Here is a 24,885-nt window from a genome sequence, read left to right on the forward strand (position 1 = left end):
GCGTGACAGCCGGAGGAGGAGCACCCGCATGGACACCCGCCGTATCGGTGACGTCGAGGTCAGTGCGATCGGCCTGGGCGGTATGCCCATGTCGATCGAGGGGCGGCCGGACGAGGCACGCTCCCTCGCGACCATCCACGCCGCACTCGACGCGGGCGTGACGCTGATCGACACCGCCGACGCCTACCACCTGCACGCCGACGAGGTCGGGCACAACGAGACCCTGATCGCCAAGGCCCTCGCCTCCCACGACCGGGGCGCGGACGTCCTGGTCGCCACCAAGGGCGGCCATCTCCGCCCCGGGGACGGCAGTTGGACCCTGAACGGCAGCCCCGCGTACCTGAAGGAGGCCTGCGAGGCATCCCTGCGCCGGCTCGGCGTGGAGGCCATCGGGCTCTACCAGTTCCACCGCCCCGACCCGAGGGTCCCGTACGCCGAATCGGTCGGCGCGGTACGGGAGTTGCTCGACGAGGGCAAGATCCGCCTGGCCGGCATCTCGAACGCGGACCCGGAGCAGATCCGGCTGGCGAACGAGATCCTCGACGGCCGGCTGGTCTCCGTGCAGAACCAGTTCTCCCCGGCCTTCCGCTCCAGCGAGCCGGAGCTGGACCTCTGCGACGAACTCGGCATCGCGTTCCTGCCCTGGAGCCCCCTCGGCGGTATCGCCCGCGCCGGTGAACTCGGCTCCGCCTACGCCCCGTTCGCCCGCATCGCCGAGAAGCACGGCGTCAGCCCGCAGCGCGTCTGCCTGGCCTGGATGCTCGCCAAGTCCCCGGTCGTCGTACCGATTCCGGGCGCCAGCCGTCCCGAGACGATCCGCGACTCGGCCGCCGCACCGGAACTCGCCCTCTCCGCCGACGAGGTCGCGGAGCTGGACGCCGTTTGAGAAGACCCTGATGTCTGAGGTGTAGTAGGGGCGGGCAAGGGCAGAAAGCGCTTGCCCGCCACCTGGTCACAGGGGGCCGACCGGTCACAGGGGGAGGACCACCACCGATGGCATCGACCACGGAGAAACCGCTCGACCACCGCTACCGCGACGAACACCCGATCCGCACCCTCGCCTATCTCTTCCACGCCGACCGAAGACAACTGGCCCTGGCCGTCGTCGTGTTCACGGTCAAGCACAGCCCCATCTGGCTGCTCCCGCTGATCACCGCGTCCATCATCGACACCGTCGTCCAGCACCAGCCGGTCAGCAGACTCTGGACGAGCACCGGCATCATCCTGTTCATCCTGCTGATCAACTACCCCCTGCACGTGCTCTACGTCCGCCTCCTCTACGGCAGCGTCCGCCGCATGGGCACCGACCTGCGCTCGGCCCTGTGCACCCGCATGCAGCAGCTCTCCATCGGCTACCACTCCCGGGTCAGCGCCGGAGTCCTCCAGGCCAAGGTCGTACGGGACGTGGAGACGGTCGAGCAGATGGTCCAGCAGACCGCGGAGACCGGGCTCGGCGCGATCACCGTGCTCACCGGCGGCCTGGTCATCATCGCCTTCCGCACACCGGAGTTCGTGCCCGTCTTCCTCGTCGTCGTACCGGTCGCCGCCCTCCTCGTGTCCCGGCTGCGGGCACGACTGCGCACCCACAACGAGCACTTCCGCCACGAGGTGGAGACCCTGTCCTCCCGCGTGACGGAGATGACCCGCCTCATCCCGGTCACCCGCGCCCACGGCCTGGAGGGCAAGGCGCTGCGCCGCATGGACGGCACCCTGCGCCGACTCCTCACCTCCGGAAACCGCCTCGACCTCCTCAACGGCCGGTTCGGCTCGCTCGCTTGGGTCGTCCTCAACGTCGTCGGCGTCCTGGTCCTCGCCGGCGCGGCCCTGGTGTCGTACTACGGCGTCTGGGGCGTCACCGCCGGCGACGTCGTCATGCTGAGCGCCTTCCTGACCACCCTCACCAACTCGACCACCTCCCTCACGACCCTGGCCCCGGTCATCACCAAGGGCCTGGAATCGGTCCGTTCGGTCGGCGAGGTGCTCCAGGCCCCCGAGTTGGAGGACAACGAGGGCAAGGTGGAGGTCGCCGAGGTCCGCGGAGCCGTCACCTTCCAGCACGTCGGTCACACCTACGACGAGCAACTCCGGCCCGCAGTTCACGACTTCACCCTCACCGTCGCACCCGGCGAGACGGTCGCCCTCGTCGGCGCGTCCGGCGCCGGCAAGTCCACCGTGCTCAACCTCGTCATCGGCTTCATCCGCCCCACCACCGGCCAACTCCTGCTCGACGGCACCGACATGAGCACCCTCGACCTGCGCACGTACCGCCGCTTCGTCTCGGTCGTCCCCCAGGAGTCGATCCTCTTCGACGCCACGATCCACGACAACGTGGCCTACGGCATGGACGACGCCGACGAGGAGGCGGTGCGCGCGGCGCTGCGGGACGCCAACGCCCTTGAGTTCGTAGAGAAGTTGCCGCAGGGCCTGGAGACCCTGGTCGGCGAACGCGGGGCCCGGCTGTCCGGCGGGCAGCGTCAACGCCTCGCCATCGCACGGGCGTTGATCCGCGACCCGAAGGTGCTGATCCTGGACGAGGCGACCTCGGCCCTGGACACCCGCTCGGAGGCCCTCGTCCAGCAGGCCCTCGCGCGGCTGCTGCGCGGCCGTACGACCTTCGTGGTCGCGCACCGGCTGTCCACCGTCCGGAGCGCCGACCGGATCGTCGTGATGGGCGACGGGGAGATCCTGGAGGTCGGCACGCACGACGAACTCCTGCGCCGGGGCGGGGCGTACACGGCGCTGCACAGCGGGCAGGTCGCCTGACCGGATCTCGCGGCCGTTTGGTTGGATCGGCGCGGGCTGGGCACACGGAGCGAAAAGCGAGAGAGGGGCGTTTCGTGCTGGTGCCGGACCCGAAGGCCGTCAGAAAACTGCTCACCCGGTACGCGGTGCTGCGCATCTCCCAGTCGGAGCGCCACCGGCCGCAGGCGGCCGCCGAGTTGAACGACGTCGTCTACACGCTCTGCGTGATGATGGGCACCACCGGCATCCGGGAGGCCATCGTCAAGGCGGACGCCCTGCTGGCGGCGGCGCGCAGCACACCGGGTGGTGTCGTCGCGGACGGCCGCGCCGCGGCGTAGATCCGTCAGGAGAAGGCGACTTCGGGCACCTTCCTGCCGTGGAACGCCGAGCGGTACGCCTGCGGGCTGGTCCCGACCACCCGGCGGAAGCGCTCGCGGAACGCGGTGGGGGAGCCGAACCCGGCCTGCTGGGCGATGCGTTCGACGGTGTGGTCGCTGTTCTCCAGCAGGTACTGGGCGCGTCGCACGCGGGCCCGCAGCAGCCACTGAAGCGGTGTGCTGCCCGTCTGTTCACGGAAGCGGCGGCTGAACGTCCGCTCGCTCATGCCCGATCGCGAAGCCAGCGCGCTCAGGGTGACCTCGTGGGAGAGGTTGTCCTCGATCCACCGGAGCAGCGGTTCGAGGGTCGAGCCCTGCGGGACCGGCGGGTGCTGGTGGACGATGAACTGGGCCTGCCCGCCCTCGCGTTCGAGCGGCATGACCGACAGCCGGGCAGCGTCCGCGGCGACCGCCGAGCCATAGTCCCGCCGGATGAGGTGCAGACACAGGTCGAGGCCGGCTGCGGCCCCGGCCGAGGTGAGGATCTGTCCGTTGTCGACGTACAGCACGTCCGGTTGCACCTCGACCAGAGGGTAGGACCGGGCCAACGCGTCGGCGGCGACCCAGTGCGTCGTGGCGCGCAGCCCGTCCAGCAGCCCGGCCTCGGCCAGCACGAAGGCACCCACGCAGATGGACACGATCCGCGTCCCCGCCGCTGCCGCCTCCCGCAGTGCCGCCAGCACCCGGGGGGAGGGCGGCGCGGCCCGCTCCGAGCGGCCCGGGACGATGATGGTGTCGGCGTCCGCCAGTGCTTCGAGCCCGTGATCGACCCGCAGCGCGAACCCGTCCGTCCGCACCTCCGGCGTCTCGCCGCACACCCGCACCCGGTAGGCGTTCCGCCCGTCCGGCAGCCGGGTACGGCCGAACACCTCCATCGGGGTCGCCATGTCGAACGGCACCACATGATCGAGAACGAGGATCGCGACGGTGTGCATGAACACCACGATAGACGGATTCCCGCCAAGCATTCTGCATGGCCTTTTGGCGTAGCTGCCTGTTGAGAGGGGTTGGCGGAAATCCGTTGGAAGCTGTCGTTTCAGCCCCTGTGTTCCTGCGCCGACCGTCCTTAATCTGAGCCGGTGACCAAGATCCTTCTCACTCTGCACGTCCTGGCCGCCATCGTCGCGGTCGGCCCCGTCACCGTCGCCGCCAGCATGTTCCCACCGGCGGCCCGCCGCGCTCTCACGGGCGCGGACGGCCCCGACGCGGGCGTGACGACCGTACGACTGCTGCATCGCATCTGCCGTGTCTACGGCGCGGTCGGGCTGGCGGTGCCCCTCTTCGGCTTCGCGACCGCTTCCGCGATGGGCGTCCTGGGCAGCGGCTGGCTCATCGCCTCCATCACCCTCACCGCGGTGGCGGCCGGCATCCTGATCGCCTTCGTGCTGCCCCGCCAGGACGAACTCCTGGAGCAACTCGGCGCACAGCAGGCCGTGGAGCGTTCCGGGACCGTTCAACTCGCCATGTTCACCGGCATCTTCAACCTCCTGTGGGCCACCGTCACCGTCCTCATGATCATTCGCCCGGGCTCGACCACGGGCGCCTGACCGGTCAGCCGGTGACGCGGACCAGGAGGAGCGCCACGTCGTCGTCGGGCTCCGGGCGCAGCGCGTTGAGGAGCATGTCGCTCGTCTGCTCCAGGGGGCGGCGGGAGCTCTGCAACAGCCGTGTCAGCGCGTGCAGGCCCACGTCGATGTTCTCGCCTCGGTTCTCCACCAGCCCGTCGGAGTAGAGGGCGAGCAACGCGCCTGTGGTGAAGTCGACTTCGGCGGTTCCGAAGTCCACGCCGCCGACGCCGAGCGGGACTCCGCCGGGGATGTCGAGGAGCTCCGCGTTGCCGTCGGGATGGATCAGCACGGGTGGCAGATGCCCGGCGCTGGACAACTCACAGGTGCCGCGCCCGAGGTCGACGACGCCGTACGCGCAGGTCGCGATCGCGTCGCCGAGGGAACCGGTGAGGTCGTCGAGGTGGTGCAGCAACTCGGCGGGTGGGAGGTCGAGTCGGGCCAGCGCGCGGGTCGCGGTGCTCAACTGGCCCATGATGGCGGCGGCTTGGACGCCCTTGCCCATCACGTCGCCCACGACGAGCCCGGTACGGCCCGGTCCCAGTGGCAGCACGTCGTACCAGTCGCCGCCGACCTCGCTCAGCGCCGGGAGGTAGCGCGCCGCGATGTCCAGGCCCTCCTGGCGGGCCGGGGCCGGTGGCAGCAGGCTGCGCTGAAGGGTCAGCGCGGTGGTGCGTTCGCGGCCGTAGAGGCGGGCGTTGTCGATGCAGATCGCGGCGCGCGCGGCGAGTTCCGTGGCGAGGACGCGGTCCTGTTCGTCGAAGGGGCGCTCGTTGACGGTGCGGTAGAGGCTCAGCGTGCCGAGGACCTCGCCGCGGGCCATCAACGGGACGGCCAGGTAGGAGTGGACGCCCGCCGTGCGCAGGGTCTGGGCGGCGCGGCCGTCCCGGGCGATGCGGCGCATCGTCGGCGGGTCGACCCGTTCGACGAGGATCGGGCCGGCCTCGCGGACGCACTGGGTGATGATGCGGTTGGGGCCGTAGGTGGCCAACTCGCCCACCGGGTCCGCCGCGTGGATCGCGTCGGTCAGGTAACCGGCGGCGACGGCCAGCGCGCGGAACTCGACCTGCGCGTCCTCGGTCACCGGGGTGATCGTGCCGTCCGTGACGACCGATTCGAGTACGTCGACGGCGGCCAGGTCGGCCACATGCGGGACCGCCACGTCGGCCAACTCCCGCGCGGTCTGCTGGAGGTCCAGGGTCGTCCCGATCCGCACCCCGGCCTCCGCCACGACGGACAGGTGCTGGCGCGCCTGCGCGACCTCGGCCGCCGCCTGTTCCCGCTCGGTGACGTCCAGGACGGCCATCGCCAGCCCGAGCACCCGGCCCTGCGCGTCCTCGATGCGGTGGTACGACTCCGAGTACGCCCGGTCCACGACGTCGGCCGCGGTCCGGCCCACGGTCTGCTGGTCGAGCAGCGGCTTGCCGGTGATCAGCACGTGCCGCATCCGGGCTTCGATGGCCGCGACGTCGAGACCGGGCAGCACCTCACCGACCCGGCGCCCGACGACCTGCGCCTCCGGTACGCCGTTGATGCGCTCCAGGGCCGGGTTGACCCCGACCCACCGCAGATCGGTGTCGAACACCGCGATGCCCACCGGCGTCTGCCGCACCAGGCTGTGGGAGAGCGCCAGGTCCCGCTCCACACCCCGTACCGTCGTGGCGTCCGCCGCCAGTCCTAGGAGGTGCGGCTGACCGTGGCTGTCGCGCAGCCGCATCGTGCGGAACTCCACCAGCCGCTCCGTGCCGTCCCGGTGCAGCAGCGGGAACACCCCCGCCCAGCGGGCACCCGTACCGACCTGCGCGAACAGCTCGCGCGCCCTGACCCGGTCGTCAGGCGACACCAGCAGCCGGTCCGCGCGCTGGGTCAGCGCCTCCTCGGGGGAGTAGCCGAGCAACTGCTCCGCCTCGGGACTCCACAGCCCGATGTACCCGCCGGCGTCCAGGACCATCGCCGCGACCCGCAACAGGTCCAGCAGCCCGCCCGGGGCGGCCGGGACACCGTCCCCGGCACCGTAAGCGTCCATCCCAGCCGCTCCTTCCGGCGCGGCACGGCGCCGCCAAGATCCGCACCACGGGTCATCCGATTACGGCACAGCCCGCCCCGCGGGGCAACACCGCGCGAGGTGAACAGGCGAAGGGGGCCGTATGGAGCACACGCCCGCGCGGACGCCGACGGACCCCCGGATTCTGGTCGTGCCCCGACCCCACAGCCCCCAGGACACTCCATGCCCCTGCCGCTCCGCCTCGTCTCCCTCCTGGTCGCCACCTGCGTGGGATCCCTCGTCCCCGCCTCGCCCGCCGCGGCCGACGACCACTCCCTCCAGCGCGGCCTCGACGACCTGGTCGCCGCCCCCGACGGTCCGCCCGGCGTGATCGTCGTCCTCCGCGACGGCGACCACCAACGCGTCCTGCGCGCAGGCACCGCCGACATCACCACCGGCCGCCCGCTCGAACCGAACGACCACACCCGGACCGCGAGCACCAGCAAGGCGTTCAGCGGAGCGGTGGCCCTGAGCCTCGTACGGCAGCACCGGCTCGCCCTCGACGACACGATCGGCGCCCGGCTGCCCCACCAGCCCAAGGCCTGGCGGAAGGTGACCCTGCGCCAGCTGCTCCAACACACCAGCGGTCTCCCGGACTTCAGCGAGAGCACCCGCTTCCGCAGCCTCCTCCAGGCCGACCCGCACCATCACTTCGACTCGCGGCGCCTGCTCGACTTCGTGGCGGGCGAACCGCTGCGCTTCACGCCGGGCTCGCAGTACCGCTACTCCAACTCCGACAACATCGCCGTAGCGCTGATGGCGGAGGCGGCGACCGGCACGCGCTACGAGGACCTGCTGCGCCGGGACGTGTACAAGCCGCTGGGGCTGCGCGACACGAGCCTGCCGCAGGGGTACGAGATGCCGGAGCCGTACATGCACGGATACGTCGTCGGCGGAGCGTCCGGACCGGAGGACGTCAGCGAGGCGATCGGCATGTCGGGTGTGTGGGCCTCGGGCGGGATCACCTCCTCGCCCCGCGACCTGACGGCGTTCATCAGTGGCTACGCCGCCGGGGCCCTCACCTCGAAGGCGGTCGTGCGGGAGCAGCGGCACTGGGTTCCCGGCGCCTCCGAACCGGCCGGGCCCGGCCGCAACAGCGCCGGACTCGCGCTCTTCCGCTACGACACCCGGTGCGGGGTCGTACTCGGACATACCGGGAACACCCTCGGTTACACACAGTTGATCGCGGCCACCCCCGACGGTCGGCGCTCGCTCACTTTCTCATTGACAACTCAGGTGAACCAGGCGGGGAACCCGGAACTCCTGGCCAAGGTGCGCGCGGTCGAAGAGGACGCCGTGTGCAGCCTGTTGGGGACATACGGGGCGGAGCGCCACTCCTGAGCCGGGGCACTCGCCCCTTCCGCCTCAGGCGAACCGTTACTGCTCAACCGACCGCGCTGTCCGACCCGTTGACCAGGCCCTCCCGTTCCGAGGCGGCGGGCAGGGCCAGCCACTCCGCGATGGTCCGGGCGATCGGCTGGCCGGTCTCCGCCTCGACGAAGCCGAACTGGCCCGACTGGTTGCACTCCAGGAACCACCAGGTGCCGTCGCCGTCCTCGGCGAAGTCGAAGGCGCCGTAGGCCAGTTCGGCATCGCGCATGTACGTCAGGACGGCCTCGGCGATGCGCGGCGGGACCTCGACGGGGCGCCAGGGCTGCGCGGAGGCGGCGAAACGGACGTCGACCTCGGCGGGGTCGGCGTCGGGGGCGGTCACCGTACGGGCGGCGAGCATCCGGTCGCCCACCACGGTGAGCCGGATGTCCGCGCGCTTGGCGACCCGGCGCTGCAGCAGCGTCGGGCCGAACGCGACGGCGGCGAAGTCGGTGTCCGGCGCGACCCGGCTCGTCGGCACCGCGCGGGGCGGATCCTGCGGATGGGCGCCGGAGACCGGCTTGACCACCAGGTCCGGGAAGCGCCGCGAGAACTCGCGGGCGGCCTGCGGGAACGTGGTGATCAGGGTGGCCGGCACGGGCAGGCCGCTGTGCTGGGCGTGGCGCAGCTGCCAGGGCTTGTGCCGGGCGCGGCGGGACGCGTCGGGGTGGTTCATCCAGCGGGCGCCGGAGCCGCGGAGCATGCCGTAGAGCGCCTGGGAGGCCTCCTCGGTCAGCCACGCGGAGGGCTGGGGCGCGCGGGTCGCCGGAGTGCCCGGTCTGCGCACCCAGATGGACCGGAGTCCGCTCACGCTCACCAGCCGCCCCCCGGCGGACAGATGACCGCGGAAGGCTCCGTGCACGTACTCCCCGGACAGCGCGACCCCGCCGGTGAGGTCGGCGGGATCGATCCGGACCACGGGGACGCCGGACGCGTGGAGGTGGACCACCACCATGTCCGCTGTGACGTCCTCTTCGCAGGTAAGGACCAGGACGGTCATTTTCGTCGTTCCGTGTTCAGTCGTCGAAGTGAGTCTTCGATCCCGCGGTGGACGTAGTGGTCCCCAGTTCTCTCAGCAGAGCGAGATCATGGGCGGCGACCCGTCCGTCGGCGAGCACGTTCAACTGCAGTCCGGAGTCGTAGCTGTACGGAGCGGTGAGCTCCAACTGTGCTGCCGGGCGAGCGTAGTTGAGCGCGAACGGTTGCATCGTCTCTCCCTCGTCGGTACTGCCTCGTGCAAGCGGTGGCCACCCTGCGAGGTCGCTTGGCCCGCTGACTTCCGTCTGCTTCCAGAGACTTATACGAATCGAACGAGTGAATGGTTTCCTTACTCTGCGTAGTCAAAGTAAGGAGCGCGCCACGCGTACCGGGGTCAGTCGAGCTCGCCCGGCAGCCCCTTCTCCTGCTCCCCGAGGGAGTTGCGCATCGTGCGAAGAGCGAGGAGGAGGACGGCGATGTCGTCCAGATACACGGGATCGGGCATCAGGTCGGTGGGCAGCACGAAGTAGAGGACGGCACCCCAGAAAACCCATTTGGGGCCGGTCGGAAGCCCTGCGCGCTTCATCGAGCGCCGGGTACGGACGAGCCGCACGAACACTCCGACGGCCACGGCGAGCAGCATCACCGCGAGCACCGCGACGATGACGATCACGGTCGTGGTCGAGTCCACTGGCGCCCCTTTTCCCGGTCCGGCCGCACGGCATGTGCCCTATCCGGATGCCCTGTTACGGCCCCGGTATGGCCGACGAGGGGAACATCACACCCGAACGCCTCGAAGAGCCTTGACAGCCGTTGACCCCTTGTCAGGCGCTGGTACGTTTTCACCGTGAGCGCGATCAACGGCCCTGGAACCCACGTACGGATCGGCCTCGACGCCCCACCACGCGTGGCCAGTCTGGGGGTCGGCGTGCACGGCACGGTGAGCCCGCGCGACGTGTTCCGGCTGCCCGACCTCTGGCAGCTCCATCTGTACGCCTACGAGGCCGAGTTGACCGTCGACGGCGTGGCGCACGAGATCAGGCCCGGCCATGTGAGCCTGGTGCCGCCCGGCGCACTGGTGCGGTTCCACTACCGGGGCCGCTCGGAGCATCTCTTCGCCCACCTGGAACTCCCGTCCGCCGGTGAGCGGTTGACCGTGCCCGTGATGCAGGACGCCGGTACGCAGACGCCCGTGCTGACCGACCTGATGCGGCGTGCGGTCGCGGCGGCGCCGCGCAACTCCGCACGCGCGGCAGCGGAGTTGTGGACGGTGCTGTGGCGCGTGGCAGACCTGGCGACCCCGGAGGCGGGCGGAACCACCGGCCCCCACCCGGCGTTCGCCCTCGCGGTGGCCCACATCGAGTCGAACCTGGCGGCCCAACTCACCGTCCCCGACGTCGCCCACGCGGCCGGCGTCTCGCACAACCACCTCATCCGCCTGTTCCGAGCCGAGACCGGCACCACGGTCGTCGCCTACCTCCGGCACCGCCGCATGGAACGCGCCCGGCACCTGCTGCGCGAGTCGACCCTGTCCATCCCGGCGATCGCGGCCGCCGTCGGCATCGGCGACCTCCAGGCCTTCAACAAGGCGTGCCGACGCGAACTGGGGGCTTCCCCCAGGGCAGTTCGCGCCGGTGCCTCGTGAGTCAGTCCCGACCCGCACCCCTGTAGAGGTCCAACTCCCCGTCCAGCTCGACCGCCAGGACCGTCGCCGACTCATCCACGTCGGCCGCACCCGGGGCGTCGATCCACGTCACGCCAGGCACGTCACCGAGGCCGCCGATGACGTCGTGGCCGAGCTCGGCGCCGGTACCGAGGACGGTGACCCGCTTGACGGGCGTACGCAGCCCGCGCACCGACACCGACTCGCGCGGCGGATCGAAGCACACCAGGTACAGCGTGCGGCGGTCGGCGGAGAGGGTGCTGGGGCCGTAGTGGTGCCCGGCGGGCAGACCGGCGACCGTGCCGTAGACCGCCTCGGAGTGCCGGGCGATCCACGCGCCGAGCCCCTCAAGTCGCTCCGTCTGTGCGGGCGTTATCGTCCCGTCCTCCCTCGGGCCGACGTCGAGGAGGAGATTTCCGCCCATCCCGATCGTCTCCGTGAAGTAACGCACCAGCTGGCGCACCGACTTGTGGTGCTCGTCCCCGTGCTGGAAACCCCACGAGTCGTTGACCGTCAGGCACAACTCCCAAGGTCCGTCGGGTGCTTGCAGTGGCACCCCCTGCTCGGGCGTCGCGTAGTCGCCGTGGCTGAGCATGCGGGCGTTGAGGACGGTGTCGGGGTTCCCGGCGAGGATCAGCTCCGCCAACTCCCGCATGCCCCACTGCTCTTCGCTGCGCTCCCACTCGCCGTCGAACCACAACAGATCGGGCCGGAAGCGGTCGACCAGCTCGCCGACCTGGCCGTCGCGGTAGGCGAGGTAGCGCGCCCAGGCGGCCGGGTCCTCGTGGCCGGGCTGTGCGGAGGCGTACGGGTTGGTGCGGATCTCCTCGTCGGGCGGCTGGGGGTGCGCCGTGCTGGCGTAGTCGGGGTGGTTCCAGTCCGAATGGGAGTAGTACAGGCCGACGTTGAGCCCCTCTTCGCGCAGCGCCTCCGCGTATGGCCCGATCAGGTCGCGGCCCGCCGGGGTGTGGCGGACCACGTCCAGGTCACCGTGGGCCGTGTCCCACAGGGCCACACCGTCGTGGTGGCGGGCGGTCAGCACCGCGTACTTGGCACCCGCCCGCGCGAACAGCCGTGCCCAGGACCGCGGTTCGTACCGTGTGGCGGTGAATCCGTCGAGCTGGCGCATGTACTGGTCGTGCGGGACCTGGCCCGAGTAGAACGACCAGGACTCCGGCACACCGTCGACGGCGTAGATCCCGTAATGGACGAAGATGCCCAACTTGGCATCGCGGAACCAGGGTTGCATCGGCATGCCGCCAAGTTAGGACGGCGGGTGCGGGGGGCGCGTGGGCGGTGATCACCACTGGTGGTCGATTCTCACCATCGGCGTTGCGCTGCGTAGGTCTTCGGTGCGACCGAGGGGCCAGGAGGTCATCTGCGTGACGACGTTTGCCTCGGCCCCGAGGTCGACCGTCTACCGCTCCTCGGCCGAGCGATCACCGTCACTCGGCGGATCGGCGTGGTCGCTGTCGGTCGGCGGTGCGGCCGGGCGCAGTGCCTTCGTCGCGTCCCTCAGTCGACCGAACGTCCGCTGGAACGGGGACCCGCCCGGCTGGGACGGCGCCCCGGGCACGACGGCACCGGCGGAGTCGCGCAGCGCGGCCAGTGCCTCGTTGGCCCGGTCCGCGGACTCCCGGTACAGGTCCCGGGACTTCGTCATCGCTTCGAGCGCCTCGGCGTACATGGCCACGAGCCTGCGCTCGCGGGCCAGTTCCTCCTCCATCGTCATCAGCTTCCACTGCTCGCGCAGTGCGGTGACGGCCTCCTGGCCGCCGTCCGGCAGGGGGCGCGCGGAGGCGGCGTAGCGGCAGAGGACGTCCACGAGTTCGGTGGGTTCGGAGCCGTCGAGGAAGACGCTGCGCACCGAGAACTCGCGCACGTCGTAGGAGGGGGCCACCGGACTGGTCGGCAGGATCACGGCACCGCCGCGCGGCACCTGGAAGTCGAACTCGCGCAGCAACGCCCAGTTGACGGACCGTAGTTGGTCGGGTGTGGCCCGGTGTTCCACCACGCAGTGCCGGAGGCTCGCGGGCAGCAGCCGGGCCAGGGGCTTCCGGCCGTGCGCGTCCGGGGTCATCGCCTCGTGCACGACGACGTGGATGCTCCAGCCGTCCTGCGCGCAGCCACGGAACAGCCGCCGCAGCTCCTTCTCGTCGGACGGCAGCGGATTGACCTGTCCGAAGCGCAGCCCCGGAACCGCCACATGGTCCCAGCCGGCATCCGCGTCCTCGGGCCAGAACATGGTCGCGGGGGAGGGCCACCGGGGATCCCAGACCCGCTCGGCCTCCGCGACCAGGAGCCACTCCCGTTCCTCGGCCGCGACGGAGGCGGCAGCGGCCGAACCCGGTTCCGGAGCGGGCGGGAACGTCAGGCGCGCCCGCACGGTCACCGTCCCCTCCACGCGCCACCTGGCCTCGAAGACCCGCTCGCGCGGATTCTCGTGCTGGTCCTCGTCGGGTTCCAGGTGGTCGTCGATGACCTCGCGGTCCTTGAGCCGTTGCAGCTGTCGCCGTACGACGTCCGCGGCGTCGGCGGACCCGACGTGGCGGCCGCGAGCCAGCCACACCGTGTGGGGGATCGTGGGCGAAGCTGTGGAGGAGTTCGACATAGGCCAATCTGCGGGCGGGGGCGGTGCTGACCCACCAGTATCACCGTCGGAGATCTTGGCGGGTCAAGCGGGGGGTCGAGCAGGGGTCGTGGAGTCTCGTATGCCCGTTTTTCCAGGGATACCGCGCGAGCTTACGCGCGGGGTGTGATCCGTTCACTCCGGGCGGCCGGGTTTCACGCGTGCCTCTGACGTGGACCTGTCCGCAGAATGGTGGAGCGGACGGGACCCGCCCACCATCCGCTCGGGGCGGGTCCCTTCCGTGTGCCGCCGGGTCTCACCGTCCCCGGCGCCTGTTCGCGGCGCCCGGCCGGGACGGGGCGCCCGGTTCGGGCGGGGGCGCGCTGAAGCCGGCCGGTACCGAACGGGCGCTCGTCGGGGGAGGCGCCTGCAGGGGTACGACCGTCTCCTCGCGCGGCGGCCGGGTGCGCGGCAGCGGCTTGCCGACGACGCGGGTGTGCGTCATCAGCGAGGCGCAGGCCGCGCAGACCTCGGCCAGGGTCCACACCTGGCCGACCGCGGGATCGTGGCGCAGCACGAGCAGCACCGAGCCCGAGCAGTCGACCCGGGTCCCCTCGTGCGCCGCGCACCGCTGGCGACGGCAGCCGCAGGCCGCGTCGGGGCGTACGGTCGCCGCTCTGACGTGGGCCGCCGCATGGGCTTCGGCGAAGCGGCGCAGGGCCGCGATGTCGCGCGACCGGGCGGGCATGCCGCACCCGGAGGAGCAGCTGACCGAGGCGGTACGGTCGCGGTGACCTGTGATGCGAATAGTCCAGGTACGCCCGGGTCGACGGGCTGACGGGGCGTCAGGGTACGCGAGAGCCAAGACCACAGTTCCTTTGAGTGGAGGTGTTCACGCGGAAGAGGCGCTGAGTTAAGGGCTAGCTGAGTTAAGAACTACCCGTCGTGGGGCAGTTCACATCATTTGCGGACCCCAAGTATTCGTTCGACACCGCGATACCGTCGGCGCATGTCTGACGCGCGGCTGACCACCTCCTCCTTCCTCGTCCTCGGCATCATCGACAAACTGGGCGAGGCGAGCCCGTACGACGTGAAGACGGAGGCCGCGCGCACGGTCGCGCCGTTCTGGTCGGTGCCGCACGCGCAGGTGTACGCCCAGTGCGACCGGCTGCTGGAGGCCGGGCTGCTGTCCCAGGTGCGGCAGGAGAGCGGCCGCAACCGCCGGGTGCTGACCCTCACCGGCCAGGGCCGGTCCGTCCTCCGGAGCTGGCTCGACGACCCGGAGTTCGTACCGGTCGAGGCCAGGGAGCGCGGCATCCTGAAGCTGTGGTTCGGCGGCCGTCCCGACGTCCTCGCCCCGGCCCAGCTCGGCGAACACGAGAAGACCCTCCAGGGCTACGAGGAACTCGCCGACGGCGTGGGTGAGTTGCTGACCCCGGGACAGCGCGAGGCGCTCGAGTTCGGCATCCGGTACGAGCGGATGATGGTCGACTTCTGGCAGTGGGTGCGCCACCGCGACGAACGCACGCAGGACCGTTGACCCCGACGGCAGCCGCCTCTACCGTCTCGATAGTCCAGAAGAGACCATCGAGGGCCGGGCCGAGGCCCTGAGCCGGCAGGGGGCCGCCGTGCGCCGTCCGACGAACAGCACCTGGCGCCGCGCCACGATGATCGCGGTCACGGTCGTGTGCCTGGCCTACGCGCCGATCGCGATGACCGAACTCTGGCCGTACGCCAGCCCCGGCGCCCCCGCCTTCGGTGAATGGGTCATGGGCCACGTCGTCAATCCGCGCTACGTCACCGACGCCCTCGCGGGCCGCGTCGCGCCCTACCGCCACAGCCTCGTCCCGATGATCGTGCACTCGGTCCTCGGCGGCGCCCTCATGCTCCTCGGCCCCGCCCAACTCCTCACCGCCGCCCGCCGACGCACCCGCCTGCACCGCACGCTGGGCGTGGTCTTCGCGGTCACGGTGTACGTCTCGATGGCCGGCGCCGGGATCTATCTGGCACGCACCGCGCCCCAAGACGCGTTCAGCGGCCCCGCGTTCTGGATCGTGCTCGCCACCCTCCTGGTCGGCACCGTCATGAGCGTCACCCTCGGCATCCTCGCCGCGATCGGCGGCCTCCCCGACCTGCACCAGCGCTGGATGCTCCTCTGCTACGCGTTCCTCCTCACCGCCCCGCTGCTGCGCCTCGAATGGGGCTTCCTGCCAAGGCTGTTGCCCGGCCTGACCATGGAACAGATCAACCAGGTGGCGATCATGCACCTGGGCTCGGTGGTCGTGTTGGGTGCGCTGATCGCCTCGCGGGCACGGGACCGGCGTACGACGGTGGAGGGCGTATCGGGTTCCTGGGCGCCGCTGCCTGTGCTCGCCGTCGCGCAACTCGCCGGTGCAGTCGCCCTGTTGTGGATCGCGCGCTCCTGTCTCGACTTCGGCGCGACCGGACGGCGACTGCTGTGGGCCTATCTCCTTCCCTATGCGGTCAGTTACGCCGTGATGGCCGTCAACGCCCGACGCGTCGGACGTGAGGGTCGGCTCTGGGCCAGGGAGGAATGGCGGCTGCACCTGACGGCGCTGTGCCTGGCGCCGGTGCTGTCGGTCGGTGCGGCTCCGGTCTTCCAACACACCCTGGGGCTCGACCGGTTGACGGCTCTGTCGGCCGGGGTCGCCATCGGCTGCGGGATGCTCGCGTTCGCGGCGACCACCGTGGTGAGCCTGCGTGTTCTGTCCGCCCGCACCCTCGCCGCGGGCGTGGGCGGACGCCCGCTGCTCGGCTCGGTCAGTGGGGATACGTGCGCGGTGGCCGCTGCCGGGGCAGTTCGTCGCGGAACTCCTCGATGAGCGGGCTCACTTGGCGGATCAGCGCGGTCCGCTCCAACCGGTCGAGGTAGAGGTTCCGGCGCGCGAGGCCGGGCGCGTCCACGCAGAAGTACAGCGCCATCAGCGGATTGATGAACAGCTCGCCGCCGCGCGTGCGTTCGGTGAAGCGGACGTCGCCGAAGTCCCCGCGTACGGCCGCCGCGACGGAACCGTTGACGATGCTCGGATGGTCCGGCGTGGACTCCTGGGCGTGCGTCACCGCATCGAGATACAGCTGCCCCTCGCGGCTCTCGCGCGGGAGCGAGAACGCGCCGAGATAGGCACCCTCGCGATCCAGCGCGGCCAGGTTCTCCAGCACCAGTGCGTGGTTGACCCCGTGATACGCGTCCACACCGAACCCGAGGCACGCCACCAGCCGCACCGGCACCTCATCGAGCCCGTTCACCGCCGCGAGGCTGACCATGTCCTCCTCCGGCGTGCCCAGGCCGTGCTCGTCACCGCGCATCAGGATGCTGCACGCCGGTCAGCGGGAAGGCGTACACCGTGGGCGGCATGTCGTTCAGGTCGAGCCACCGCGCCAGGGACCGCTCAGGGAAGTAGTCGCCCCGGGCCTGCGTGTCCGGGCGTACGGCGGCGACGTCCTGGTCCACCCACACGTCCTGGTCGAGGCCGTACAGGTCGGCGAAGGACAGGTTCGCGAGGTGGACCTCCTTGCCGGCCGCACGTAGCGCGAGGGCCAGCGGCAGCCCGGCGTAGACGTCGAAGCCACCGCCCGCACCGGCGACGAGGATCCGGCGGGCGTCGCGCAGACGGCTGAGGAACGGGGGTTCGAGGAGGGAGAACACCGGGGGACGCTAGCAGCCCCGTACGCCATGATGGGTGGGTGGACTTCGAGCCGTACCGGGGCGAACTGGTGGCGTACTGCTATCGGATGCTGGGCTCGTTCCACGAGGCCGAGGACCTGGTGCAGGAGACGATGCTGCGCGCGTGGAAGGCCCGCGACCGGTACGACCCCGCCCGCGCGTCCCTGCGCACCTGGCTCTACCGCATCGCCACCAACGTCTGCCTCACCGCGCTCGAAGGACGCGCCCGCCGCCCCCTTCCGTCCGGCCTCGGCGCACCGGGCGAGGACCCCGGAACACCGCTCACGCCCGCGACCGACATCCCCTGGCTCCAGCCCTTCCCCGACGCGCGCTACGACGTGGAGGCCCGCGCCGACATGCGGCTCGCCCTCGTCGTCGCCCTGCAACGGCTGCCCGCGCGGCAGCGGGCCGTGCTCGTGCTGCGCGAGGTGCTGCAGTTCAGCGCGGCCGAGGTCGCCGACCAACTCGACACCACCGTCCCGGCCGTCAACAGCACGCTCCAGCGCGCCCGCGCCGCCCTCACGGACGTCGGCGACGACGACGCGATCGCCGAACCGGACGACCCCGGGGCACGCGAGGTCGTCGACCGCTACCTGAGGGCGTTCGAAGCGGCCGATGTCCCCGCCCTGGTACGGCTGTTGGCCGACGCCGTGGTCCTGGAGATGCCGCCGGTCCCGCTCTGGTTCCGGGGTACCGGGCACTACGGCGCGTTCATGCGGCGGGTCTTCGAACTCCGCGGTACCGACTGGGTGTTGAGGCGCCTGGTCGCCAACGGCCAGCCCACGCTGGCCGCGTACGCACAGGACCCCGCGGGCGGGCATCGGCTGCACAGCCTCCAGGTCTTCGCGGTCACCGGCGACCGCATCACCCGCAATGTCGTCTTCACCGATCCGCAGGTGCTGGTCGCCTTCGACCTGCCAGGACGGATTTCCTCGAACTGACCCCGCTCGCCGCGATGAGTCCGGCCGACGCCACCGGTACGTACCGGTGAGCACCGACCGAAAGGACATCCATCATGAGCGTCATCGTCATCCAGTTCACCACCCTGGACGGGATCGTCTCCGACCCCGACGGGTCCGACGGCACCCCGGACGGCGGCTGGATCTTCCGCTACGGCCGTGAGGAGATCGACGGCGACAAGTTCCGGCTGGGCAGCGCCCTCGACGGCGGGGTCATGCTGCTCGGCCGCAGGACCTGGGAGGCGTTCTCGCGGCTGTGGCCGGCCCGCGACGACGAGTTCTCCGCGCGGATGAACGCCGGGGCGAAGCTGGTCGCGTCCCGCACCCTCACCGATGTGTCGGCGTGGGCGAATTCGAGCGTCCTCGACGGCGACCTCGTCGACGCCGTGAAGCGCGAGGAGCGGGATGTGATCGTCATCGGCAGCCTGCCCGTCGTCCGCACGCTGATGGCGGAGGACCTGGTCGACGAGTACCGCCTGATCACCTTCCCCACGGTCCTCGGCACCGGCGAACGGCTCTTCCCGGCGGGCGGTCCGCCCCTCCACCTGGAGTGCCAGGAGATCGAGAGGACGGCCCACACCGTGTTCGCGCGGTACGGGAGGGCGGCGCGCTGACGTGCGCGAAGGGCCCGGCGGTACGTACCGCCGGGCCCTTCGGTGTCAGCTGTGCGGGAGTGAGGCTTACGCGTGTGCGGGGGTGAGGCTTACGCGCCGCTCGCCCGGAGCATGTCCTCACGCTCGACGATCTTCACGCGCTCGCGGCCCTGCGGCTCGCCCAACGCCTTCTCGGCGGCGTCGAGTTGGTACCAGCCGTCCCACGTGGTGAAGCGGACGTTCCGCTCGGCGAAGAACGCGTCCACGGCCGCCGGGTCGGGCGAAACGGGCGTGTGCAGGCGGCCGTTGGCGTGGTCGTCGAGGAGGTTGGCGATCGTCTCGTTGGCGTCGCCCTTGGTGTGGCCGATCAGGCCGACCGGGCCGCGCCGGATCCAGCCGGTGACGTACGTCGACTGGAGGTGCTCGCCGGTCTCCTGGATGACCCGGCCGCCCTCGTCGGGGACCGTGCCGGAGTCGATGTCCCAGGGGAGCTTGGGGAGTTTGTCGGAGAGGTAGCCGACCGCGCGGTAGATCGCGGTGACGTCCCAGTCCTTGAACTCGCCGGTGCCCTTGACGTTGCCGGTGCCGTCCAGGGCGGTGCGCTCGGTGCGCAGGCCGATGACCTTGCCGTCCTCGCCGAGGATCTCGGAGGGGGACTCGAAGAAGTGCAGGAACAGCTTGTGCGGGCGGTCGCCGACATCGCGGATCGCCCAGTTCTCCAGGGTCTTGGCGACCATGTCGGCCTGCTTGTTGCTACGACGCGTGGTGATCGAGCCCTCGTCGTAGTCGATGTCCTCGGGGTCGACGATGACCTCGATGTTGGGGGAGTGGTCCAGCTCCCGCAGCTCCATCGGGGAGAACTTCGCCTGCGCCGGGCCGCGGCGCCCGAAGACGTGGACCTCCAGCGCCTTGTTGGCCTTGAGGCCCTCGTGGACGTTCGGCGGGATCTCGGTCGGGAGCAGCTCGTCGCCGGTCTTGGCGAGGATGCGGGCCACGTCGAGAGCCACGTTGCCGACACCGAGGACGGCGACCTTCTCGGCCTCCAGCGGCCAGGTGCGCGGGACGTCCGGGTGGCCGTCGTACCAGGAGACGAAGTCGGCGGCGCCGTAGGAACCGTCGAGCTCGATGCCCGGTATGGACATCTCGCGGTCGGCCGTGGCGCCGGTGGAGAAGACCACCGCGTCGTAGAAGCTGCGCAGGTCGTCCAGGCTGATGTCGGTGGGGTAGTCGACGTTGCCGAAGAGCCGGATCTGCGGCTTGTCGAGGACCTGGTGCAGGGCGTTGATGATGCCCTTGATGCGCGGGTGGTCGGGGGCGACGCCGTACCGGATCAGGCCGAAGGGCGCGGGCATCCGCTCGAAGAGGTCGATGGACACGCCGGGTTCGGCGGCCACCTCGGACTTGAGCAGGGCGTCGGCGGCGTAGATCCCGGCGGGGCCGGCTCCGACGATGGCTACCCGCAGGGGGCGCGGCATGATCAGGTTCCCTTCGAGCGAAAACAAGCGACTCGACGGGAAGCCTAAACTAAGGCATGCCTAAGTCGGTATGCGGGTCCGGTCTATGACCTCATAAGGCCGACTTATGGGGTGTCGAAGCTTGACGCATGGGTCGGCTGTCGCCGCGCGGGTCGGCAGAGTCTGGCACACGCGTTCCGGACAGCCGGCTTCAGCCTGCCGGGCGGATGTGCACCACGTCCTGGACGACCTCGGGTGGAGTGCTGAGCAACTGGAACATGACTCGGGCCACGGTCGCCGAGGGGAGCGGCTTCATGGCTCCCACCCTGGTCAGATAGCCGTCCGCCTCCCATATCGGCGCGGCGCGCTGCCGGTCCTCGCCGGGGAAGTTCTCGATGAAGGCGCTGTCCGAGATCGAGCCGAGGATCACCAGGGCGACCCGGATGCCGTCGCCGCGCAGCTCCTTGTGCATCGCGGCGGTGAAGCCGTTCAGGCCGTGCTTGCTCGCCGCGTACATCGCCATCAGCGGCATGTGGTCCAGCGTGATCTCGGAGGAGATGTTGAGAATGTCACCACCTCCGGCCGCCCGCAGGAGCGGTACGGCTGAGCGGGTCGTGTGGATCGGGCCCAGGAGGTTGGTGCCGATGCAGCTGTGGATGTCCTCGTCGGCGGTGTCCTCGATGGCACGGATACGGGCCACCCCGGCGCTGTTCACGAGGATGTCCACCCGGCCGAACCGCTCCTCGACCTGAGCGAACGCCGCGCGGACGCTGTCGCCACTGCTGACATCGGTCGGGATCGTCAGCACCGAGCCCGTCATCTCCCGCTCGGCCGCCTCCAGTCGGTCGGCGCGCCGGGCGAGCAGCACCACCTGCGCCCCGTTCTCGGCGAGCAGCGCCCCGACGGCCCGCCCCACGCCGGTCGAACCTCCGCTGATCACGGCGACCTTGCCCTGCATCGTGCCTGCCATGACGGCCTCCCCGGCGAGACGTGATGAGACGTGATGGGACCTGTGGCGATCGGATGAGAGGCTACCTCTCGCCATTTGAGAATGCCATATCCGCGACGGGGAGCCGGAGTTGAGTCGCTCGGTGGCGGCAACAGGGTGCTTCCCCGCCGGAAACGGGGCCGTAATCGCGATCGAGTTTCCTGATGGGAAATAGCGATTCACATCAGGAAACCCACGGATGCTGGGAGCCTCCCATGGCGATGGACACCGCAGCCGCACCGCCCACGACCACCTACCCGGCACCGACGACCGGGCCCACTCCCGGATCCGACCTCGCCGCCCAAGTCCGCGCCGACGGGATCGAGTTCGTCCTCGCGGTCTTCGTCGACCTCGCGGGCAAGCCCTGCGCCAAGCTCGTCCCCGTCGAGGCGGTCGAGGAACTCCAGTCCGACGGCGTGGGATTCGCGGGCTACGCGGCCGGCGCCCTCGGCCAGCAGCCCAGCGACCCGGACGTGGTCGCGATCCCGGACCCCGCCTCGTACACCCCGCTGCCCTTCGTGCGCCCGGGACTTGCCCTCGTGCACTGCGACCCGCACGTCGAAGGCAAACCCTGGCCGTACGCACCCCGCATCATCCTGCGCGCGGTCCTGGCCCGAGCCGCCGAACTCGGACTCTCCCTCGCGGTCGGCGCGGAGATCGAGTACTTCCTCGTCAACCGCGACGAACACGGCACGCTCTCCGTCGCCGACAGTCGCGACACCGCCGCCCAACCCTGTTACGACGCACGCGGGTTGACCCGGATGTACGACCACCTCACCGCCGTCTCCAAGGCGATGAACTCCCTCGGCTGGGGCAACTACGCCAACGACCACGAGGACGGCAACGGTCAGTTCGAGCAGAACTTCGCCTACGCCGACGCCCTCACCACCGCCGACCGGGTCATCACCATGCGGTACCTGGTGTCGGTACTGGCCGAACAGCGGGGCATGACAGCCACGTTCATGCCGAAGCCGTTCACCGACCGCACCGGCTCCGGGATGCACATGCACCTGTCGCTGTGGCGGGGGAGCGAATCCGCCTTCCCCGAGGCGTCCGACACCCGGGGCCTCGGACTGTCCCCGCTCGCCTACTCCTTCGTCGGCGGCATCCTCGACCACGCCCGCGCCCTCCAGGCCGTGATCGCGCCCACCGTCAACTCGTACAAGCGCACCGGCGCGACCTCGACCCGCTCGGGCGCGACGTGGTCACCCCGCAAGGCCGGTTACGGCGGCAACGACCGCACCCACTTCATCCGCGTCCCCGACGGCAACCGCGTCGAACTGCGCGGCGGCGACGGCTCCGCCAACCCCTACCTCGCGGCAGCCGCAGCGCTGGCAGCCGGACTCGACGGCATCGAGCGCACCCTCGACCCCGGCGAACCGGGAGACACGGCGGCCACCGCGGCCCGCCCCGAACTGCCGCCGACCCTGCTGCACGCCGTAGAGGCACTGGCCGCCGATCCGGTGATCACCGGGGCCCTCGACGCGGCGGGCCCCGGCGTCAGCGAGTACTTCGGCGAGGTCAAACGGCAGGAGTTCTTCGACTGGCACGGCACCGTCGGCGCCTGGGAGTTGGACCGCTACCTCACCGCCTTCTGACCCACCTGACCTACCTGACCCACCTGACCTCCTTGTCCCACCTGTCCCATCTCGTGTCGCATCTCGTCATGAGGAGAGCCGCATGTGCGGAATCGTCGGGCTCCATCTGCGTGAGCCCTCCCTCGAACCCCGGCTCGGCGAACTGCTCACCGCCATGCTGGGCCAAGTCGTGGAACGCGGCCCGGACTCGGCGGGCGTCGCGGTCTACGGCGACCCGCGCCTGTCGCCGCCGGGGCGCGCGCTCGTCTCGCTGCTGGGAGTTACCCCGGAGGAGGCGTCAACCGCCTTGCCGGGTGCGGTGGTTGTCGCAGCCGACGCCACGACGGTGGTCCACGCGGAGTCGCCCGTCCCGGAGTTGCTGGCGGCCATCGCAGCCGCTCTGCCCCAGGCCACCGTCATCGGCTCGGGGGAGGGGTTCGCCGTGCTCAAGGGCACCGGAAATCCAGTCCAGTTGGCCGAGTCGTTCGGGCTCGCCGGAGTGACCGGCTACCAAGGTGTCGGCCATACCCGCATGGCCACCGAGTCGGCCGTCACCCCCGAAGGTGCGCACCCCTTCTCCGTCGGCCCCGGTCAGTGCCTCGTCCACAACGGGTCGTTCGCCAACCACGCCACCATCCGCCGTGAACTCCGGTCCCAGGGCGTGCAGTTCGACAGCGAGAACGACTCCGAGGTCGGCGCCCGCTTCGTCGCCCACCATCTCGCCCAGGGCGTCGACCTGGAGAAGGCACTACGGCTGCTGTGCGAGCGCTTCGACGGTTTCTACACGCTGTTGGTCTCCACCGCCGACTCCTTCGCGGTGGTCCGCGACGCCATCGCCTGCAAGCCCGCCCTGGTCGCCGAGACCGACGCCTGGGTGGCGATGGCCTCCGAGTACCGCGCCCTGGACGTCCTCCCGGGTATCGAGCACGCCCGCATCTTCGAACCCGAGCCGGAAGAGGTGTACGTATGGCAGCGCTGACCGGGGTGGAGACCGCCGACCTCGCGGTGTCCTCCGTCCGCGATCTCAACCAGGCACTCCACGCACCCCAACCAGCGCCATCCTGGCGGGTGTTGAACCCCCGAGGTGCCCACAGCGTCGCCTGCGGTCTCAAGGACGAGGTGACCGTCGACATCGAGGGCCACGTCGGCTACTACTGCGCCGGCATGAACCAGCACGCCACGGTCACCGTGCACGGCAACGCCGGTGTGGGCGTCGCCGAGAACATGATGTCCGGCACGGTCCGGGTGCGCGGCGACGCCTCCCAATCTGCCGGGGCCACCGCACACGGCGGCCTGTTGGTGATCGAGGGCAACGCGGCCGCCCGGTGCGGGATCTCGATGAAGGGCGTGGACATCGTCGTCGGCGGGAACGTCGGTCACATGAGCGCGTTCATGGGGCAGGCGGGACGGCTGGTGGTCTGCGGCGACGCGGGCGACGCACTCGGCGACTCTCTCTACGAGGCCCGGATCTATGTCATGGGCACGGTCAAGTCCCTCGGCGCGGACTGCGTGGAGAAGGAGATGCGGGACGAACACCTCGTGGAACTCGCCGAGTTGCTGAAGGCGGCGGAGTTCGACGAGGACCCCGCCGACTTCCGTCGCTACGGCTCGGCCCGGCAGCTGTACCACTTCAAGGTCGACAACTCGACGGCGTACTGAGGGAGTTGTTTGCTCCATGGACATGGACATGGATACGGATATGAGCTTCGCATCCCGCGGCCTGCGCGAGTCGGCCACCTTCGACCGTGCCACCATCCACGCCATCCAACGGGCCGCCGCTACCGGCGTCTACGACATCCGGGGCTGGGGCGCGAAACGACCCCTCCCGCACTTCGACGACCTGCTCTTCCTCGGAGCGAGCATGTCCCGTTACCCGCTGGAGGGTTACCGCGAGCGCTGCGACACCGACGTCGTCCTCGGCGCACGCAACGCCAAGCACCCCCTGCACCTGGACATCCCGGTCACGATCGCCGGTATGAGCTTCGGTGCCCTCTCCGCCAACGCCAAGGAAGCGCTGGGGCGTGGGGCGAGCGCGGCCGGTACCTCCACCACCACCGGCGACGGCGGCATGACCCCGGAGGAGCGGGACCAGTCCAAGCACCTCGTGTACCAGTACCTGCCGTCCCGCTACGGCATGAACCCCGACGACCTCCGCAAGGCCGACGCCATCGAAGTCGTCCTCGGGCAGGGTGCCAAGCCGGGCGGCGGAGGCATGCTGCTCGGCCAGAAGATCACCGACCGGGTGGCCGGGATGCGCACCCTGCCGGTCGGCGTCGACCAGCGCAGCGCCTGCCGCCACCCCGACTGGACCGGCCCCGAC

The 24,885-nt window shown here is 70.6% G+C and carries 24 protein-coding genes and 1 pseudogene; 14 read left to right on the forward strand and 11 right to left on the reverse strand.

Annotated features, from left to right (window positions below; genetic code table 11):
• Positions 1 to 28: 28 nt before the first annotated feature.
• From OO69_RS25225 to OO69_RS25235, 3 genes are all read left to right on the forward strand, one after another.
• On the forward strand, positions 29 to 886 hold the full coding sequence (locus OO69_RS25225) for an aldo/keto reductase (RefSeq protein ID WP_033283036.1): 858 nt from the start codon (positions 29 to 31) through the stop codon (positions 884 to 886).
• A gap of 107 nt (positions 887 to 993) precedes the next feature.
• Positions 994 to 2,763: an ABC transporter ATP-binding protein gene (locus OO69_RS25230; protein WP_033283037.1), complete on the forward strand. Its 1,770-nt coding sequence runs from the start codon at positions 994 to 996 to the stop codon at positions 2,761 to 2,763.
• Positions 2,764 to 2,837: 74 nt separating this feature from the next.
• Positions 2,838 to 3,080 (forward strand): DUF5133 domain-containing protein, encoded by a 243-nt coding sequence (locus OO69_RS25235; RefSeq protein ID WP_033283038.1) that lies wholly within the window; start codon positions 2,838 to 2,840, stop codon positions 3,078 to 3,080.
• 5 nt (positions 3,081 to 3,085) lie between these two features.
• Here OO69_RS25235 and OO69_RS25240 read toward each other — a convergent pair whose 3' ends face one another.
• Positions 3,086 to 4,054: a GlxA family transcriptional regulator gene (locus OO69_RS25240; RefSeq protein WP_033283077.1), complete on the reverse strand. Its 969-nt coding sequence runs from the start codon at positions 4,052 to 4,054 to the stop codon at positions 3,086 to 3,088.
• A gap of 144 nt (positions 4,055 to 4,198) precedes the next feature.
• Between OO69_RS25240 and OO69_RS25245 the strand changes: the two genes are divergently transcribed.
• Complete coding sequence (locus tag OO69_RS25245) at positions 4,199 to 4,666, forward strand: membrane protein (RefSeq protein ID WP_033283039.1); 468 nt, start codon at positions 4,199 to 4,201, stop codon at positions 4,664 to 4,666.
• 4 nt (positions 4,667 to 4,670) lie between these two features.
• Here OO69_RS25245 and OO69_RS25250 read toward each other — a convergent pair whose 3' ends face one another.
• Positions 4,671 to 6,710, reverse strand: a complete 2,040-nt coding sequence (locus tag OO69_RS25250; RefSeq protein WP_033283040.1) for a SpoIIE family protein phosphatase — start codon at positions 6,708 to 6,710, stop codon at positions 4,671 to 4,673.
• 201 nt (positions 6,711 to 6,911) lie between these two features.
• On the opposite strand from OO69_RS25250, the gene OO69_RS25255 reads away from it, so the two are divergent.
• The gene (locus OO69_RS25255; protein ID WP_033283041.1) at positions 6,912 to 8,069 is read left to right on the forward strand and encodes a serine hydrolase domain-containing protein; all 1,158 of its coding nucleotides are present in this window, start codon (positions 6,912 to 6,914) and stop codon (positions 8,067 to 8,069) included.
• Positions 8,070 to 8,112: 43 nt separating this feature from the next.
• On the opposite strand, the gene tgmB is transcribed toward OO69_RS25255, so the two are convergent.
• The 3 genes from tgmB to OO69_RS25270 form a co-directional block, all read right to left on the reverse strand.
• Positions 8,113 to 9,099: an ATP-grasp ribosomal peptide maturase gene (tgmB, locus tag OO69_RS25260; RefSeq protein WP_033283042.1), complete on the reverse strand. Its 987-nt coding sequence runs from the start codon at positions 9,097 to 9,099 to the stop codon at positions 8,113 to 8,115.
• Between the two features lie 16 nt (positions 9,100 to 9,115).
• Complete coding sequence (gene tgmA, locus OO69_RS25265; RefSeq protein WP_033283043.1) at positions 9,116 to 9,307, reverse strand: putative ATP-grasp-modified RiPP; 192 nt, start codon at positions 9,305 to 9,307, stop codon at positions 9,116 to 9,118.
• A gap of 164 nt (positions 9,308 to 9,471) precedes the next feature.
• Positions 9,472 to 9,768: a YkvA family protein gene (locus OO69_RS25270; RefSeq protein WP_033283044.1), complete on the reverse strand. Its 297-nt coding sequence runs from the start codon at positions 9,766 to 9,768 to the stop codon at positions 9,472 to 9,474.
• 156 nt (positions 9,769 to 9,924) lie between these two features.
• Here OO69_RS25270 and OO69_RS25275 point away from each other — a divergent pair, with 156 nt between their 5' ends.
• Complete coding sequence (locus tag OO69_RS25275) at positions 9,925 to 10,722, forward strand: AraC family transcriptional regulator (RefSeq protein WP_051801191.1); 798 nt, start codon at positions 9,925 to 9,927, stop codon at positions 10,720 to 10,722.
• 1 nt (position 10,723) lies between these two features.
• Here the strand turns inward: OO69_RS25275 and OO69_RS25280 are convergent, their stop codons facing one another.
• The 3 genes from OO69_RS25280 to OO69_RS25290 all read right to left on the reverse strand — a co-directional run bounded on the left by OO69_RS25280 (position 10,724) and on the right by OO69_RS25290 (position 14,057).
• Complete coding sequence (locus OO69_RS25280) at positions 10,724 to 11,995, reverse strand: alpha-L-fucosidase (protein ID WP_033283045.1); 1,272 nt, start codon at positions 11,993 to 11,995, stop codon at positions 10,724 to 10,726.
• A gap of 162 nt (positions 11,996 to 12,157) precedes the next feature.
• Positions 12,158 to 13,351, reverse strand: coding sequence for a hypothetical protein (locus OO69_RS25285; RefSeq protein WP_234444523.1), 1,194 nt, complete (start codon positions 13,349 to 13,351; stop codon positions 12,158 to 12,160).
• A gap of 274 nt (positions 13,352 to 13,625) precedes the next feature.
• The gene (locus OO69_RS25290) at positions 13,626 to 14,057 is read right to left on the reverse strand and encodes a hypothetical protein (RefSeq protein ID WP_051801192.1); all 432 of its coding nucleotides are present in this window, start codon (positions 14,055 to 14,057) and stop codon (positions 13,626 to 13,628) included.
• A gap of 261 nt (positions 14,058 to 14,318) precedes the next feature.
• On the opposite strand from OO69_RS25290, the gene OO69_RS25295 reads away from it, so the two are divergent.
• Positions 14,319 to 14,849, forward strand: a complete 531-nt coding sequence (locus tag OO69_RS25295) for a PadR family transcriptional regulator (RefSeq protein WP_033283047.1) — start codon at positions 14,319 to 14,321, stop codon at positions 14,847 to 14,849.
• Positions 14,850 to 14,937: 88 nt separating this feature from the next.
• On the forward strand, positions 14,938 to 16,152 hold the full coding sequence (locus tag OO69_RS25300; protein ID WP_234444524.1) for a DUF2306 domain-containing protein: 1,215 nt from the start codon (positions 14,938 to 14,940) through the stop codon (positions 16,150 to 16,152).
• Here the strand turns inward: OO69_RS25300 and OO69_RS48900 are convergent.
• Positions 16,091 to 16,976, reverse strand: a pseudogene (locus OO69_RS48900) (DUF1152 domain-containing protein). The gene OO69_RS25300 and the pseudogene OO69_RS48900 overlap by 62 nt on opposite strands.
• 38 nt (positions 16,977 to 17,014) lie before the next feature.
• Here OO69_RS48900 and OO69_RS25310 point away from each other — a divergent pair.
• Entirely contained in the window at positions 17,015 to 17,935 is a 921-nt protein-coding gene (locus OO69_RS25310) for a sigma-70 family RNA polymerase sigma factor (RefSeq protein ID WP_033283048.1), read from the forward strand.
• 74 nt (positions 17,936 to 18,009) lie between these two features.
• Complete coding sequence (locus OO69_RS25315) at positions 18,010 to 18,567, forward strand: dihydrofolate reductase family protein (RefSeq protein WP_033283049.1); 558 nt, start codon at positions 18,010 to 18,012, stop codon at positions 18,565 to 18,567.
• An 89-nt stretch (positions 18,568 to 18,656) separates the two neighbouring features.
• Here the strand turns inward: OO69_RS25315 and OO69_RS25320 are convergent, their stop codons facing one another.
• Positions 18,657 to 20,021, reverse strand: coding sequence for an FAD-dependent oxidoreductase (locus OO69_RS25320; protein WP_033283050.1), 1,365 nt, complete (start codon positions 20,019 to 20,021; stop codon positions 18,657 to 18,659).
• Between the two features lie 190 nt (positions 20,022 to 20,211).
• Positions 20,212 to 20,970, reverse strand: coding sequence for an SDR family oxidoreductase (locus OO69_RS25325; protein WP_033283051.1), 759 nt, complete (start codon positions 20,968 to 20,970; stop codon positions 20,212 to 20,214).
• Positions 20,971 to 21,203: 233 nt separating this feature from the next.
• Between OO69_RS25325 and glnT the strand changes: the two genes are divergently transcribed.
• The 4 genes from glnT to OO69_RS25345 all read left to right on the forward strand — a co-directional run.
• Positions 21,204 to 22,586, forward strand: a complete 1,383-nt coding sequence (glnT, locus tag OO69_RS25330; RefSeq protein WP_033283052.1) for a type III glutamate--ammonia ligase — start codon at positions 21,204 to 21,206, stop codon at positions 22,584 to 22,586.
• Between the two features lie 82 nt (positions 22,587 to 22,668).
• A complete protein-coding gene (locus tag OO69_RS25335) occupies positions 22,669 to 23,544 on the forward strand; it encodes a glutamine amidotransferase (protein ID WP_033283053.1) in 876 nt (291 codons plus the stop codon).
• On the forward strand, positions 23,532 to 24,224 hold the full coding sequence (locus OO69_RS25340; protein ID WP_033283054.1) for a glutamate synthase: 693 nt from the start codon (positions 23,532 to 23,534) through the stop codon (positions 24,222 to 24,224). The genes OO69_RS25335 and OO69_RS25340 overlap by 13 nt, the downstream gene beginning before the upstream one ends.
• Positions 24,225 to 24,264: 40 nt before the next feature.
• Positions 24,265 to 24,885, forward strand: a 621-nt coding sequence (locus OO69_RS25345; protein WP_234444525.1) for a glutamate synthase-related protein, incomplete at its 3' end; no start/stop codon positions are given.

The sequence above is a fragment of the Streptomyces sp. NRRL F-525 genome (genome assembly GCF_000716605.1).
GTDB lineage: Bacteria > Actinomycetota > Actinomycetes > Streptomycetales > Streptomycetaceae > Streptomyces.